Source organism: Stenotrophomonas sp. S4, assembly GCF_054187805.2.
Genome location: NZ_CM196188.1, coordinates 3,343,061 through 3,357,826 on the forward strand (window position 1 = coordinate 3,343,061; position 14,766 = coordinate 3,357,826).

Sequence of the window (14,766 nt, forward strand, 5' to 3'; positions counted from 1 at the left end):
TCGCCCGATGCATCAACGGGCGCTGTCGACCACGGTGGCCGACACGGTCGGCACCGCTTCGGCATCCTCGGCGATCTGGCGCGGTGCCGGTTCGGCCACGGCCACGCCCAGGTAGCGCTGCATCAGCTCCTGCACGATCGGGCTCTTGCCGGCGAAGCCTTCGATCGACTTGCCCAGCGACACCGCCTTGACCAGGTTCTCGAACATGCCGCCGTCGCCACCGACCAGGTCGATGTCGGCGTTGCGCAGCGCGCTGGCGATGACATTGGCGTTCTCGCGCGAGACTTCCTTGCCGGCTTCGATCGAGGCCAGCGCCTGCTTCAGGCTGTTGTCCAGCATCATGCGGAACTCTTCGTGGCCACGCGCCTGGTCGCTCAGCGAGGCGATGGCTTCGAACTTGCGCACCAGGCCCTCGGCCTCGGCCAGCAGCTTCTTCTGCACCACGCCGGCTTCGGCGTTGCCCAGCGATTCGGTGGCGGTGGCACGGGCCAGGCCCATCTTCTCCTCACCCTGCGCCTGCGCCTGCAGGGTCTCGGCCAGCACGCGGGCTTCGTTGCTGCCCTGCTTCAAGCTGGCTTCGGCCTTGGCTTCGATCACGCGGGCCTCGGCAATGCCGACCTTCTCGATGGCCAGTGCCGAAGCTTCACGCACCTGCGCTTCGGCCAGGCCAGGAGCGGCCTGTTCGGCGCGCAGCGCGTCGGCCAGCAGGCGCTTGGCTTCGGCCTGTTTGCCGGCTGCTTCGTGTTCGGCCTGGGCCAGTGTGGTCAGTTCAACCGCGCGGTGCTTGGAGGCGGTTTCGCGCGCCTGCGCTTCCTTCACTTCGCGCACCAGCGATTCCTGCGCCTTGGCTTCGGCTTCCAGGATCAGCACCTGCTTCTGGCGGTCGGCCTCGGAGACCTCGCGCACTTCCTTGATGCGCTCTTCTTCCTGCGCCACGGTCTTGTCGATGGAGATGCGTTCACGGGTGATGTTGGCCACGTCCATCTTGCCCTGCTCGACCACCTTGTCGCGCTCCACGCCCTGCAGCTGCACTTCGCGGTCGGTGGTGACCTGCTCCAGCTGGCGTGCACGCTCCACGCGCTCGGCCTCGATGGCCACGGCACGCTGGCGGTTCTGCTCGGCCACTTCCACTTCGCGCAGGCGGTTCTGGTCGCGGATCTCGATCAGCTGCTGTGCTTCGATGCGGGCATTCTCGGACAGCTGGCGCTGCTCTTCCTGCACCTTGGCGGTCTCGGCCTCCTCGCGCGCGCGGATGGTCTCGATCTCGCGCTTCTGGCGTGCTTCGGCTTCGGCCTGCTGGCGTTCCAGCGCCAGCAGCGCCTCACGCGCTTCCACGTTCTTCTTGGTGATGGCGAGCTTCTCGTTCTGCTCCAGCTCGTTGGTCACCACGTTCTGCGCGGCGGTCAGCTCGGTGATCTTGCGGATGCCCTGTGCGTCGAGGATGTTGAACTGGTCCAGCAGCGACTTTGGGGTCTGCTCCAGGTAATCGATCGCCACGTCTTCCAGCACATAACCGTTGAGATCGTTGCCGATCACCGCGATGATCTCGTCGCGGAATTCCTGGCGCTTCTCGAACAGTTCGGTGAAGTCGAACTTCTTGCCGACCGTCTTCAGCGCTTCGGAGAACTTGGCGTTGAACAGCTCATCGACGGCATGCTTGTCCGATGCACGGTCGGCACCGATGGCCTTGGCCACACGCAGCACGTCGGCCTGGGTCTCGTTCACCCGCAGGTAGAAGGCCACGGCGATATCGGCACGCATGTTGTCGCGGCAGATCAGGCCTTCCTTGCCGCGTCGGTCGATCTGCAGGGTGATCAGGCTGATCCGCATCAGTTCGGCGCGGTACAGCACCGGGATGATCAGCGCACCGGTGAAGTGCACCTTGGGCGTGGAGCTCATGTCGTTGACGATCAGGGCCACGCCCTGGTCGACCTTGCGGTAGAAGGCCTTGAACAGGCCGGCCACGCCCAGCAGCAGGACGAGCAGGCCGCCGGCGACGGCCAGGAACGGTAAGAGGGATGCCAACGTCATTGATGATTCTCCTTGTTGCCCGGAAGCAGGTTGTCCTGGAAATCGAGGGCGATCGCATCGGCGCGGACCACCCGGTAATAGTGTTGTTCGGCCATGTGTTCGACCAGCACGATGCGCTCGCCACGCTGCAGTTCGATGTCGCTGCGGATCTGCAGCACCAGCCCGGCGCCGCCATCATCGACAGTGGCATGACCACTGCGTGCGTCCACCTTCGGCGATGCGACCACGCCGATCCGGCCCAGCAGCGATGCCTGCGGCACCGGACGCAGGCGCAGCAGGAAGCGCCGGACCGGGCGCAGGATCAGCGCGACGACCGGTACCGCAGGCAGCGGTGCCAGCACCGCCACGAGCGTACCCAGGCCCCAGCGCAGCAGGTCCGGCAGCGGCAGCAGTACGAACAGATGGATGAAATAGGTGATGAGCCAGCCGAACAGGCCCAGCAGGGTGACCACCACCATGATCGGGACGCCGCCCAGGCCCCAGCGCGCCAGCATGGCCGACAGGCCACTGAGGTCGGTCCCCGCCTCGAGCGCGCCATCGGCGCCGAGATCGCCGAAACCGTCATCGACCAGGCCGAACGCGGCAACCGCCCAATACATCACCGACACCATCAGCAGAATGCTGTACGGCAACGTCGGGTAACCGAGCACGACGGTGAGAAACTCCTGCATCGCTTGCCTTCCTGGGCTGTGGGCGGCGACCGCCCGTTCGGGGTGCGCCATGCGCGCCCCGTCGATCCCCGCGCCGGCCTTCATGGCAGGCGCGCTTGGGACCATCCTATGTGAAGAATGCGTGCAGGCTCAAATCGGGGCGCTGATCAGGGCAAATAGTGACGCCAATCACTCGAGAACCGTGCAATCGGCGCGGCGCACTTCCTCGACGAAGGTGCGCATCTTGTAGCCGTCCTTGATGCCCGGTTCCAGTTCGATGCCGCTGGAGACGTCCACGCCCCACGGCAGGGTGGCCAGCACCGCGTCGTAGACGTTTTCCGGGTTCAGGCCACCGGCAAGCAGGAACGGGCGATGCAGGCCGGTCGGGATCCGGCCCCAGTCGAAGGCCACGCCGGTGCCGCCACCGCCGCCCGGCGCATGGCTGTCGAACAGGAAGCCAGCGGCGCTGGGATAGCGCAGCTGCAGGGTGCGGGCGTTGATCTCTTCACGCCCGCCCATCGCGATCGCCTTCAGGTACGGCATGTTGAAGCTGCGGCAGAAGCTCTCGTCTTCCTCGCCGTGGAACTGCAGCAGGGTCGGTCGCACCGTGCGCAGCACCTCGCGCACCTCTTCCTTGCTGTTGTTGCGGAACAGCGCCACCACGTCGACCATCGGCGCGATCGCCTGGCGCATCGCGCGTGCCTCGGCCGGGGCGACCCGGCGGCTGCTTTCACGGGCGAAGATGAAACCCACCGCATCCACACCCAGTTCACCGGCCAGGCGGACGTCGCCGGCCCGGGTCATGCCACAGAACTTGATGCGCGTGCGGTAGTAGGAGCGGCTCATAGCGTGACCTCGGCGGGCAGATGCCAGTTGTCGGGGTACAGGGGCCCAAGGAACACCAGGCCCTGCGGCGGTGCGGTGGGACCGGCTACGGTGCGATCGCGCCCGGCCAGCAGTTCGGCGATCCATTCCACCGGTTTTTCGCCGCTGCCCACCAGGATCAGCGATCCGACGATATTGCGGACCATGTGATGAAGGAATGCATTGCCCTGCACGGCGACCTCGATCACCTCGCCCTGGCGGCTGACCTGCAGTGACTGCAGTTCACGCCGTGCATGCAGCGCCTGGCACTGCACCGAGCGGAACGCACTGAAGTCGTTCTCGCCGAGCAAGGCCTGGCCGGCGGCATGCATCAGGGTCTCGTCCAGCGCCCGGCGCTCCCAGCTGAGGGTCTGCCGCTGCAGCGCCGGCCGCACTTCGCGGTTGAGCAGGCGGTAGCGGTAGCGGCGCGCACGCGCCGAGAAGCGGGCGTGGAAATCATCGGCCACCGGCACGCACCAGCGCACCGCGATCGAGCGCGGCAGGCGGGTGGTGGTGCCCAACATCCAGGCGCGCGGATCCCGCACCACGTCGGTATCGAAGTGGACGACCTGGCATTGGCCATGCACACCGGCATCGGTGCGGCCGGCACAGACCACCTGCAGCGGCGCATCGGCCACCGACGACAGGGCCTGCTCAAGGCTGGCCTGCACGCTGGGGCCGCCCTCGCCCAGGTTCTGCCAGCCCCTGAAATCGCTGCCGTCGTATTCGACGCCAAGCGCGTAACGCATGTGCTACCTCGATGTTGCGGGTGGGGCGGCGCTCAGGCCGGATCGCGTTCGGACCAGACCGCCAGTTCGTTGCCACCGGGCTCGACGAACTGGAAGCGGCTGCCGCCAGGGAAAGAGAACACCGGCCGCACGATCTCACCGCCAGCGTCACGCACCGCCGACTCGATCGGCGCCAGCTGGTCGGCATACAGCACCAGCAGCGGCGCACCGCTGTCGCTGGCCCGTTGCGGCTGGCCGCGGAAGAAGCCGCCCTGCAGCCGGCCATCGTCGAAGGCGGTGTAGTCGCTGCCGTAGTCGACGAACGACCAGCCGAACACCTTTTCGAAAAAGGCGCGGCTGGCGGCCGGGTCACTGGAGGCGAATTCAACGTAGTCGATGCGGCGCTCGCGGCTCATGGCACGGTCCTTGTCCGCGGGTTCGGTCACGGCAGGCGGGCCAGCAGTTCGCGGGCCTGGGCCTGGCAGTGCAGGTCGCCGCCCTCGGCCACTTCCTGCAGCAAGGTACGGGCGGTCTGGGCATCGCCCAGATCGAGGTAGGCGATGGCCAGCTCCAGGCGTTCCTGCCCGGCGCGCGGCGCCCAGCCGGCATCGCTGGCCGGTGCCGCGGTGCCTTCTTCATGCGCGGCCTCGGCCAGCGCGTCGTGCGGCACCGCGTTTGAATCCCCGCTGGCATGGTGCTCGGCCGGCAGGTCGAACACGCCGCGGAACTGCGGCTGCTGTTCGGCGTGCAGCGCGTAGTCCGGCACTGCGATCTCGTCAGGGACCGCCTGCACGACCGGTTCATCCTGCACGGCTTCCGGCACAGGGGTGTCCTGCGTAGTCACCGGCTCGTCCCAGCGCGGCAGGTCGGTCACGGCCTCGGGCAGCTGCACCACTTCGTCATCGCGCAGCGTCTGCGCCTGCCAGTCAGCCTGGGCGGCGACGTCGGCGACCGCTTCGGCAGCCACGTCATCCTGCACCTCGGTTTCGCTCGCCCAGGCCGGCATCGCCGGCTCCTGGCGGCCACTGTCGGACACCGCCGTCGACCACGAAGACTGCTCGGCCAGCGTATCCAGCGCCGCGCCCGCCGGTACCGCAGCGGCCAGGCCTGCGGCATCGCCTTCCTCGCGCAGCGGCGGCAGTGGCGACGGCTTGCGACGACGCAGCAGCCAGGCCGCGCCGGCCGCCAGCAACAGCACCGGCAGACCCAGCCAGTACCACGGCGTGGCCGCATCGCGGGCATCCGGTGCCTGCGCCAGGCGCTGCTGCGCGGCGGCCAGGTCGTTGTCCTTCATCGCGATCAGCGACTGCTGCTGTTCCTTGAGTTTTTCCAGGTCGGCCACGCGCTGCTTCAGCTCGCCGATCTCGGCATCGCGGGTCGCGATGTCCTCGCGTGCCTGGCGCAGTTGTTCGTTGCCCAGCATGTCACCCTCGCTGCCGGCTCCAGTGCCGGTGGTTGTGCCCGCGTGCGCGGCGTCGGAGGCCAGCGCCGGAGCGATTTCAAGTCGTGCCCCATTGGCCGCAGCCGGGGAAGAAGCGTTCGTGGTTGCCGCCGTGGCGACCGGGGCCACGGTACCCGCCGGTTGCGGCACGGTGCGTGCCTGCCGCCACTGTGCGGCATGCTCACGCACCAGCGCTGCGGCCTCGGCGGCATCGACCGCCGCCAGTGCATCGCTGCCGGGCATGCGCAGCACGGCGCCCTGCTTGAGCAGGTTGACGTTGCCGCGGATGAAGGCCTCCGGGTTGGCGCGCAGCAGCGCGATCATGGCGCGGTCGCGGCTGACCTGGTTGCCGCGGGCCACCGCGCTGGCGATCTGCGACAGGGTCTGCCCACGCTGGACGGTGACGCTGCCATCGGCTGCCGGCGCGGCAGCGGGCGCAGCCACTGCACGCGGGCGGGCCGGTGCGGGTGCCGGCGTGGCGGCGGTGGACGCCGCAGGCGCGCGCGCGCTCTCCGCAGCGGCGGGCGACGGGGTGGCCTCACGGGCGATGGTGTTGGAGAGCGTACCTGCGGGTGCAACGATTTCCGGCTCGGCCACGGCCAGTGCACTGGACGGTGCATCGACCAGCGCCGAGTACTCGCGCACCAGGCGACCCTGGCCCCAGTCGGCCTCGATCAGGAAGCTCAGCGACGGGGTCTCGACCGGCGTCTGCGAGGTTACCCGCACCACCGCCCTGCCCTGCGCATTGCGGGTCAGTTCGAACTGCAGTTCGCCGACCAGCCCGGTCGGCCGCTGCAGGCCAACGCGCTCGAAGGTGACCGGTGAGGCCAACGCGACACGCAGGTTCTCCAGCTCGGACGGATCGGCGGAGACCACCGGGATTTCGGCCAACAGGGGCTGGCCCGGCTTGGACAGGACACGGATGTCGCCCAGACCCAGGGCAAGCGCCGAACTGCTGGCCAGGGCCAGCAGCGCGGTGGAAAGATAGAGGAGCGGGCGCTTTGCGCCCCTGGCCCGTTTATTCATGGGCGACACTATAAAGCGTGCGGACCGGGGTCCGCACCCACCGGAAAGACCCTTGAGGGAGTGCCGGCCGCTGGCCAGCATGCACTCCGGCGCATGGATCACGGCAATGCCGGCCAGCGGCCGGCACGACCGGTGAGGCAACCGCAGTGATCAGCGCTGCTCGGCGGCGACCAGCTCGGCCAGCTGCACGGCATTCAGGGCAGCACCCTTGCGCACATTGTCCGACACGATCCACAGGTTCAGGCCGCGCGGGTGCGACAGGTCCTCACGGATGCGGCCGACATACACCGCGTCGGTGCCCGAGGCGTGGGTGACCGGGGTCGGGTAACCACCGGCCTCGTGGCGGTCGACCACTTCGATGCCCGGCGACTGCTCCAGCAGCGCGCGTGCTTCGGCCACGGTGACCTTGTCACGGGTCTCGATCGCCACTGATTCGGAGTGGCCGTAGAACACCGGCACGCGCACCGCGGTCGGGTTCACCAGGATGCTGTCGTCGCCGAGGATCTTGCGGGTTTCCCAGATCAGCTTCATCTCTTCCTTGGTGAAGCCGTTGTCCTGGAAGTCGTCGATGTGCGGGATCAGGTTGAAGGCGATCTGCACCGGGAAGCGCTGCGGATCGATCTCCTGGAAGCTCAGCAGCTGGCCGGTCTGCTTGCCCAGCTCCTCGGTGGCCGAACGACCACCGCCGGACACCGACTGGTAGGTGGAGACGTTGATGCGCTCGATGCCGTACTTGCGGTGCAGCGGTGCCAGCGCCACCAGCATCTGCATGGTCGAGCAGTTGGGGTTGGCGATGATGCCGCGCGGACGGTTGGCGACCTGTTCCGGGTTGACCTCGGACACCACCAGCGGCACGTCATCGTCGTAACGGAAGGCCGAGGAGTTGTCGATCACCACCGCACCGGCGGCGGCGAACTTCGGCGCGTATTCCTTGGACACGCTGCCGCCGGCCGAGAACAGCGCGATCTCGACACCGGTCGGATCGAAGGTGGCCAGGTCCTGGACCGTGACCTTCTGGCCGTTGAACTCGATCTCACCGCCGGCCGAACGCTCGGAGGCGAGAACGCTCAGGGTGCCGACCGGGAAGTCACGCTCGGCCAGGATCGACAACATGGTCTCGCCGACTGCGCCGGTGGCACCAACGACGGCGACGTGGAAACTGCGCTGTGCATTGCTCATGGGGGAAACTCTCACGAAAACGGGGATGGGGAAAAATCACGCACGACAGCTGGGTTCGGGGAACCTCCTCAAGCGGGGCGCGCGGAGGTTCCCTATCGTTTCCCGGTTTTTTTGCCCAGAGTCACGCGCGCGGCCATCGCCGCGTCAGCGTTGATCGCGCTCGGCATGCGCGACGGGCCGCCGTCCAGGCCGAGCCCGGCGACCAGATTATCGACGGCCAGCTGTACCATCGCCGTGCGCGTAGCCAGCGAGGCACTGCCGATGTGCGGAGTGAGCACGACGTTGCGCAGCGCCAGCAGTTCGGGGCGTACCTTTGGCTCGCCTTCGTACACATCCAGACCCGCTGCAGCAAGGCGACCGTTGGCCAGCGCATCGGCCAGCGCGATCTCATCGACCAGGCCGCCGCGGGCGATGTTCACCAGCGTCGCCGACGGCTTCATCTTCGCCAGCGCGGCGGCATCGATCAGATGGTGCGAGGCCGGGGTATACGGCAGCACCAGCAGCAGGTGGTCGGACTGCGCGAGCAGCGTATCCAGGTCCACATAGGTGGCGCCCACTTCCGCCTCGGTCGCGGCCGGCAGCTGCGATCGGTTGTGGTACAGCACCTTCATGCCGAAACCGTGCGCGCCGCGGCGGGCGATACCCTGGCCGATGCGGCCCATGCCGAGGATGCCCAGCGTGCTGCCGTGGATGTCGGCACCGAGCATGGTCTGGAACGACCACTGCTGCCACTGGCCTTCGCGCAGCCAGCGCTCGGATTCAGTGATGCGGCGCGCGGTCGCCATCAACAGGGCGAAACCGAGATCGGCGGTGGTTTCAGTCAGGACGTCCGGCGTGTTGCTGGCGAGGATGCCGGCCGCGCTGAGCGCGTCGACGTCCAGGTTGTTGTAGCCCACCCCGACATTGGCGATCACCTGCAGCTGCGCGGCGCCGGCCACCTGGGCCGCACCGATGCGCTCGTTGAGGGTGATGATCGCGCCATCGGCGCTGGCCAGCTGTTCGGCGATCTGGTCCGGCGACCAGGCGGTGACCGTGTCGGTGCTGCGCAGCTGCACGCGATCGCGCAGCGGCGCGATGGCCGCGTCGATCAGCGGCTGGCTCACCCACACGGTCGGCCGCGTGTCAGCCATCGATCTGCCCGGGAATGCGCGGGGTGATCGTGCCGACATCGCCGCACTGCGCGCGGTGGCGCAGCGCCTGGTCCATCAGCACCATCGCCACCATCGCCTCGGCGATCGGGGTGGCACGGATGCCGACGCAGGGGTCGTGACGACCGGTGGTGACCACCTCGACCACTTTGCCGGCGGTATCCAGCGACGGGCCCGGCAGGCGCAGGCTGGAGGTCGGCTTCAGGGCGATCGAGGCGACCACCGGCTGGCCGGTGGAAATGCCACCGAGGATGCCGCCGGCATGGTTGCTGGCGAAGCCCTGCGGGGTCAGCAGGTCGCGGTGTTCGGTGCCCTTCTGTGCGGCGCTGGCGAAACCGTCGCCGATTTCCACGCCCTTCACCGCGTTGATGCTCATCAGCGCGGCAGCGAGTTCGCCATCAAGCTTGCCGTAGATCGGCTCGCCCCAGCCCGGCGGCACGTTGTCGGCGACCACGTCCACGCGCGCACCGACCGAATCACCGGACTTGCGCAGGGCATCCATGTACGCCTCCAGCTCGGGCACCTGTGCGGCGTGCGGCCAGAAGAACGGGTTGTCTTCCACCGCCGACCAGTCGAAACCGGCCGGGGTGATGTCGCCCAGCTGCGACAGGTAGCCACGCACGGTGACGCCGAAGCGCTCGGCCAGCCACTTCTTGGCGACCACGCCGGCGGCCACGCGCATGGTGGTCTCGCGTGCCGAGGAACGGCCGCCACCGCGCGGGTCGCGGATGCCGTACTTGTGCCAGTAACTGTAATCGGCGTGGCCCGGGCGGAACTGCTGGCCGATGTTGGCGTAATCCTTGCTGCGCTGGTCGGTGTTGCGGATCAGCAGCGCGATCGGGGTGCCGGTGGTCAGGCCCTCATACACGCCGGACAGGATCTCGACCTCATCGGCCTCGCGCCGCGCCGAGGTGTGCCGGCTCTTGCCGGTGGCGCGGCGCTGCAGGTCGTGGGCGAATTCGGCCGCGTCCAGCGCCAGCCCCGGCGGGCAGCCATCGATCACGCAGCCGATGGCCGGCCCGTGCGACTCGCCGAACGTGGTGACGGTGAACAGCTTGCCGAACGAATTGGAGCTCACGGGCGCTGCGCCGCCAGTTCGGTGATGCGGGCGCTGTGGGCGATCAGCTCGCGGCATTCGACCGCGAAGATGCCCATCTGGCCGACCTTGAACTCGATCCAGGCGAAATCGACTTCCGGCAGCAGCTTGATCAGATGCTGTTCGGACTCGCCCACTTCACAGATCAGCAGGCCGTCTTCGCTCAGGTGCAGCGGCGCGTCACGCAGGATCTTCAGCACCAGGTCCAGGCCGTCGTCGCCGGCACGCAGGCCCATTTCCGGCTCGTAGGAGTATTCCTTCGGCAGCGCATCGGTCTCGTCGTTGGTGACGTACGGCGGATTGGTGACGATCAGGTCGTAGTGGCGGCCGGACAGGCCGTTGAACAGGTCCGACTTGATCAGGTTGACGTTGTACGCCTGCAGCCGCTCCCGGTTTTCTTCAGCCAGCGACAGCGCGTCGTCGCTCAGGTCGACGCCGTCCACCTGCCAGTTCGGGTAGTAGTGCCCCATGGCGATGGCGATGCAGCCCGAACCGGTGCACAGGTCCAGCGCACGGTACACGTCGCGGCCGGCCAGCCAGGGCTCGAAGCCGCACTCGATCAGTTCGGCGATCGGCGAGCGCGGCACCAAGGCGCGCTTGTCGCTCTTGAAGCTCAGGCCGGCAAACCAGGCTTCACCGGTCAGGTAGGCGGCCGGGATGCGTTCGTCGATGCGGCGCTGGAACAGCTCCAGCACGCGCAGCTTCTCGGCCTGCAGCAGGCGCGCCTGGCCGTAGGCCGGGCCGAGGTCGTGCGGCAGGTGCAGGCTGTGCAGCACCAGCTGGGTGGCCTCGTCCAGCGCGTTGTCGTAGCTGTGCCCGAAGGTCAGCCCGGCTTCGTTGAAACGGCTGGTGCCGTAGCGGATCAGATCGATGATCGTGTGGAGTTCGGCGGCCGTTTCAGCGGTCATGGCGGTACTGCGGGCAAAGTGGCCCCCGATTATAGGGGCTGGCGCCCGCGGCGGCATCCGTTGCGGCGGAAACGATCGGGCCGCAGCCGGTATGATGGAGCCCATTTCGCGCGGGAGCCCCCATGTTCAATCGCAACGCCGGCATCATCCTGCTGATCGCCCTGGCGGCGGGGCTCGGCCTGCTGGCCGCCCAGCAGGTGTTCGCGCCGAAGCCGCCGGCCAACGCCCCGGCCACCGAAGCGATCACGCTGTACCCGCAACCGCGTGAACTGCCCGACTTCAACCTGGCCCAGTCCGATGGCACCCGCCTGATCCCGGGCGAACTGAAGGGCCACTGGACCCTGGTGTTCCTGGGCTTCACCTTCTGCCCCGACGTCTGCCCGACCACGCTGGCCGAGCTGGCCGGCGCGCAGAACCAGTGGGAGGCTCTGCCCGATGGCCTGCGCCCGCGCGTGCTGTTCATCTCGGTCGACCCGGACCGCGACAGCGCCACCCGCCTAGGCGAGTACGTGCACGGCTTCCACAAGGACACCCTGGCCGCCACCGCCGATATCCCCTCGCTGGAGCGCTTCGCCACCTCGCTGGGCTTCGTGTTCCAGAAAGTGCCGGGCAAGCATTTCGACGAGAACCCCGAGGACTACACCGTCGAGCATTCGGCCAGCCTGGCCGTGCTCGACCCGCAGGGCCGTCTTGCCGGCCTGGTGCGCCCCCCGTTCAATGCGCCGGCGATTGCCCGCGACCTGCAGAAGCTGACCGAGAAAACTGCCCCATGAGCCTCACCACCGCCCTGACGTACGCCCTGCCCCACCGCCTGCTGTCCTCGATGGCGCGTTCGCTGGCGTACTCGGACGATCCGCGCGTGTCGCGCTGGCTGATCGACACGGTCACCCGCAAGTTCAACGTCAACCTGGACGAAGCGGCCAACCCGGACCCGCGCAGCTACGCGACCTTCAACCAGTTCTTCACCCGTGCACTGAAGCCGGGCGCGCGCGTGGCCGATGCCGATCCGCGCAGCCTGGTGATGCCCGCCGACGGCCGCATCAGCCAGCTCGGCAGGATCGAGGCCGGCCGCATTTTCCAAGCCAAGGGCCAGTCGTTCACCGCCGCCGAGCTGCTGGGCAGTGACGAGGATGCCAAGCCGTACAACGACGGCCTGTATGCCACCGTGTACCTGTCCCCGCGCGACTACCACCGCGTGCACATGCCGTGGACCGGCACCCTGCGTGAAACCGTGCATGTGCCCGGGCGCCTGTTCAGTGTCGGCCCGGCGGCCGTCAACGGCGTACCGCGCCTGTTCGCACGCAACGAGCGCCTGGTCTGCCACTTCGACACCAGCTTCGGCCCGATGGTCAGTGTGATGGTCGGTGCACTGCTGGTGTCCGGCGTGGAAACCGTGTGGAGCGGCGAGGAGATTCCGGCCTATGGTGATCGCATCACCCGCAAGGACTACCGCGGCCAGGGCATCAAGCTGGAGCGCTTTGCCGAGATGGCACGGTTCAACTACGGCTCGACCGTGATCGTGCTGCTGCCGCCCGGCGTGGCCGAATTCGCCCCGCAACTGGGCGCCGAAAGCCCGGTGCAGCTGGGCCAGGCCCTGGCGAAACTGCGCTGACCAAAAGGGGACGGAGGGGATTAAGTCGTTTATGCATAAACGACTTAATCCCCTCCGTCCCCTTTTTGGCGTTACTGCAGGGCCGGGGCGGGGCCGACGTCCATGCCGTCGTAGTCTTCCACGCCCTTCTCCGCGGCCAGCGCCGCGAATTCCTGGTTGCGGCGGTCCAGCGAGGCTTCGTCGTGGATCTCCACGCGCTCCACGTGCAGCACGTGGAACGGCGCGTCGCCCTCTTCCGGCTCCTGCTCGAACAGTTCCACGAAGGCATAGCCCTGCGCCTGCAGGTGATCCGCCAGTGCCTGCAGCGGCTCGGCGCTGGAGTGGACGAAGAAGTACCCCCACAGCAACGGGCCGTTGATGTCCCAGTCGGTGTTTTCGCGGAGGTTGGCGAACAGGTTGCGGGTGGCTTCGAGGTCCATGCGGGTTCCAGGGGTCGGGGGGATTACTTGTCGCAGCCCTGCAGCTTCAGCGTCTGGCCGTGGCGCAGGCTGTAGGCAGGGCCCTTCAGGCCATTGGCACGGGCCAGGGTCGGCACGTCGCACTGGAACTTCGCCGCGATGGCGCCCAGGGTCTCGCCCTTGCCCACCTTGTGGCTGCGCACCGGCTTCGGACGCGCGGCCGGCGTCGGGCGGGGCGTCGCCACCGCCGCCACCGGCGTGGTCGGCACGCTGGTGGATGCAGCCGCGTCGGCCACCGGTACCACACCGCCCACCGCCACGCTGCCGGTGTAGCTGGCCGCGGTTGGGCGCTTGATCGCTGCGTTCAGATCGGCGGTGATCAGGGTGCGGGCCAGGTCGGCACGCGGGCCACTGACGCAGTTGCGCTGGTACAGCCCGGCGATGCGGGTGGTGGCGTTGATCAGCGTGCCGGCCGGAATCCAGCCATCGGCTTCATAGCGCGGGTTGAGGTTGCGCAGCGCACGCATGTAGCCATCGCGCGTACCGTGGCTGCCCAGGCAGATGGTCAGTTCGTAGATGGTGGTGGACTTGGCCAGGCGCAGCGTGGCCGGCTGGGCGCTGATCTTCGGGAACTCCACGCCGTACTGCTGCGGGTGCAGGAAGATCCAGGCCGCGGCGATCACCATCGGCACATAGTCCTTGGTCTCGCCCGGGAACTGGTTGTAGACGCTGTCGGTCCAGAAGCTCTGGCCGGCGCTCTGCTTGAACACGCGTGCGGCACGGCCTTCGCCACCGTTGTAGGCGGCCACCGACATTTCCACGTTGTTGTTCAGTTCCCGCAGGCGCTCGTTGAGGTAGCTGGCGCTGGCCTCGGCCGCGCTGCGCGCGTCGAAACGGGTATCGAAGCCGGTGCCGTCCGGGCCGAGGCCGAAGCGGCGGCCGGTGGCCGGCATGAACTGCATCAGGCCGGCGGCACCGGCACGCGAGGAGGCATGTACGCGACCGTTGGATTCCTTGGCCATGATGCCGAACAGCAGTGCCTCGGGCAGGCCACGCTTCTCCCACTCCGGCCACATCACCGCGCGCAGGTTCTGGTAATTCTCGTAGCTGGTCAGCAGCGCCGGGCGCATGTCGGTCAGCCAGCGACGGATGCCGGCCTGCACTGCCGGGTTGTACTCGACCATGCTGTCGAAGGCGTGCCGCTTGTCGTTCAGCAGCGCGGCAGCGCGCGCGGCCTCGGGCACGTCCGCGGTCAGCGGGCCGATGTGGTCGGGGTCGGCTTCCAGGCGATCACCGCCCTCGTCGGCCACGTCATCGCTGGCGGCCGCATCGGCGTCATGCTTGAGCAGGCGCTTGTAGCTGGCCAGCAGGGTGCCCATCTGGCAACCCTTCTGCTTCACGCAGTCGTTGAGGACATCTTCCATGTCCTCCAGCGCGGCATCGGCCTCGTTGCTGCCCTTGGGATCCGCATTGGCGACCAGCAGCAGAGCGTCGCTGTAGCGCTTTTCGGCGGCGGTCATGCGCTGCTGCAGCGCATCCACCTTCACCTTGTCCCGGGCCGAAACCCGCTGTGCATGGGCGTCGGGCGCCAGGGAAACCAGGCCGGCCAGGGCCAGCAGCGGCCAACCACGGGAAATCAGGACAGGAACGGGCATTGATGGCACTGTGTGCGAAACAGGCAGGCA

The 14,766-nt window shown here is 68.0% G+C and carries 14 protein-coding genes; 2 read left to right on the top strand and 12 right to left on the bottom strand.

The window, feature by feature from the left end; genetic code table 11:
• Positions 1-12: 12 nt before the first annotated feature.
• The 10 genes from ACUZUJ_RS15770 to prmB form a co-directional block, all read right to left on the bottom strand.
• Positions 13-2,031, bottom strand: coding sequence for a hypothetical protein (locus ACUZUJ_RS15770; protein WP_014037967.1), 2,019 nt, complete (start codon positions 2,029-2,031; stop codon positions 13-15).
• Positions 2,028-2,702 carry a hypothetical protein gene (locus tag ACUZUJ_RS15775; RefSeq protein ID WP_458220481.1) on the bottom strand — a complete coding sequence of 225 codons (675 nt, stop codon included), beginning with the start codon at positions 2,700-2,702 and terminating at the stop codon, positions 2,028-2,030. Before ACUZUJ_RS15775 ends, ACUZUJ_RS15770 begins: the two co-directional genes overlap by 4 nt.
• A 168-nt stretch (positions 2,703-2,870) precedes the next feature.
• Positions 2,871-3,527, bottom strand: coding sequence for a phosphoribosylanthranilate isomerase (locus ACUZUJ_RS15780; protein WP_014037969.1), 657 nt, complete (start codon positions 3,525-3,527; stop codon positions 2,871-2,873).
• Positions 3,524-4,294, bottom strand: coding sequence for a tRNA pseudouridine(38-40) synthase TruA (gene truA / locus ACUZUJ_RS15785; protein WP_014037970.1), 771 nt, complete (start codon positions 4,292-4,294; stop codon positions 3,524-3,526). The genes ACUZUJ_RS15780 and truA overlap by 4 nt, the downstream gene beginning before the upstream one ends.
• Positions 4,295-4,326: 32 nt before the next feature.
• Entirely contained in the window at positions 4,327-4,689 is a 363-nt protein-coding gene (locus ACUZUJ_RS15790; RefSeq protein ID WP_458220482.1) for a VOC family protein, read from the bottom strand.
• Between the two features lie 26 nt (positions 4,690-4,715).
• Positions 4,716-6,740, bottom strand: coding sequence for a motility hub landmark protein FimV (locus ACUZUJ_RS15795; RefSeq protein ID WP_458220483.1), 2,025 nt, complete (start codon positions 6,738-6,740; stop codon positions 4,716-4,718).
• A gap of 150 nt (positions 6,741-6,890) precedes the next feature.
• Positions 6,891-7,919 (bottom strand): aspartate-semialdehyde dehydrogenase, encoded by a 1,029-nt coding sequence (locus ACUZUJ_RS15800; RefSeq protein ID WP_049445577.1) that lies wholly within the window; start codon positions 7,917-7,919, stop codon positions 6,891-6,893.
• A 92-nt stretch (positions 7,920-8,011) separates the two neighbouring features.
• Positions 8,012-9,049: a 2-hydroxyacid dehydrogenase gene (locus tag ACUZUJ_RS15805; RefSeq protein WP_014037974.1), complete on the bottom strand. Its 1,038-nt coding sequence runs from the start codon at positions 9,047-9,049 to the stop codon at positions 8,012-8,014.
• Positions 9,042-10,145: a chorismate synthase gene (aroC, locus tag ACUZUJ_RS15810; RefSeq protein WP_458220484.1), complete on the bottom strand. Its 1,104-nt coding sequence runs from the start codon at positions 10,143-10,145 to the stop codon at positions 9,042-9,044. Before aroC ends, ACUZUJ_RS15805 begins: the two co-directional genes overlap by 8 nt.
• Positions 10,142-11,071 carry a 50S ribosomal protein L3 N(5)-glutamine methyltransferase gene (gene prmB, locus ACUZUJ_RS15815; RefSeq protein WP_014037975.1) on the bottom strand — a complete coding sequence of 310 codons (930 nt, stop codon included), beginning with the start codon at positions 11,069-11,071 and terminating at the stop codon, positions 10,142-10,144. The genes aroC and prmB overlap by 4 nt, the downstream gene beginning before the upstream one ends.
• 122 nt (positions 11,072-11,193) lie before the next feature.
• Here prmB and ACUZUJ_RS15820 point away from each other — a divergent pair, with 122 nt between their 5' ends.
• Together ACUZUJ_RS15820 and asd are read left to right on the top strand one after the other, a co-directional pair.
• Positions 11,194-11,844, top strand: a complete 651-nt coding sequence (locus ACUZUJ_RS15820) for an SCO family protein (protein ID WP_005417991.1) — start codon at positions 11,194-11,196, stop codon at positions 11,842-11,844.
• A complete protein-coding gene (gene asd / locus ACUZUJ_RS15825; RefSeq protein ID WP_049445583.1) occupies positions 11,841-12,683 on the top strand; it encodes an archaetidylserine decarboxylase in 843 nt (280 codons plus the stop codon). Before ACUZUJ_RS15820 ends, asd begins: the two co-directional genes overlap by 4 nt.
• Positions 12,684-12,754: 71 nt before the next feature.
• Here the strand turns inward: asd and ACUZUJ_RS15830 are convergent, their stop codons facing one another.
• Both ACUZUJ_RS15830 and ACUZUJ_RS15835 read right to left on the bottom strand, forming a co-directional pair.
• Positions 12,755-13,102, bottom strand: a complete 348-nt coding sequence (locus tag ACUZUJ_RS15830) for a ribonuclease E inhibitor RraB (RefSeq protein ID WP_014037978.1) — start codon at positions 13,100-13,102, stop codon at positions 12,755-12,757.
• Between the two features lie 23 nt (positions 13,103-13,125).
• Complete coding sequence (locus ACUZUJ_RS15835) at positions 13,126-14,736, bottom strand: transglycosylase SLT domain-containing protein (protein WP_049445584.1); 1,611 nt, start codon at positions 14,734-14,736, stop codon at positions 13,126-13,128.
• Positions 14,737-14,766 lie beyond the last annotated feature (30 nt).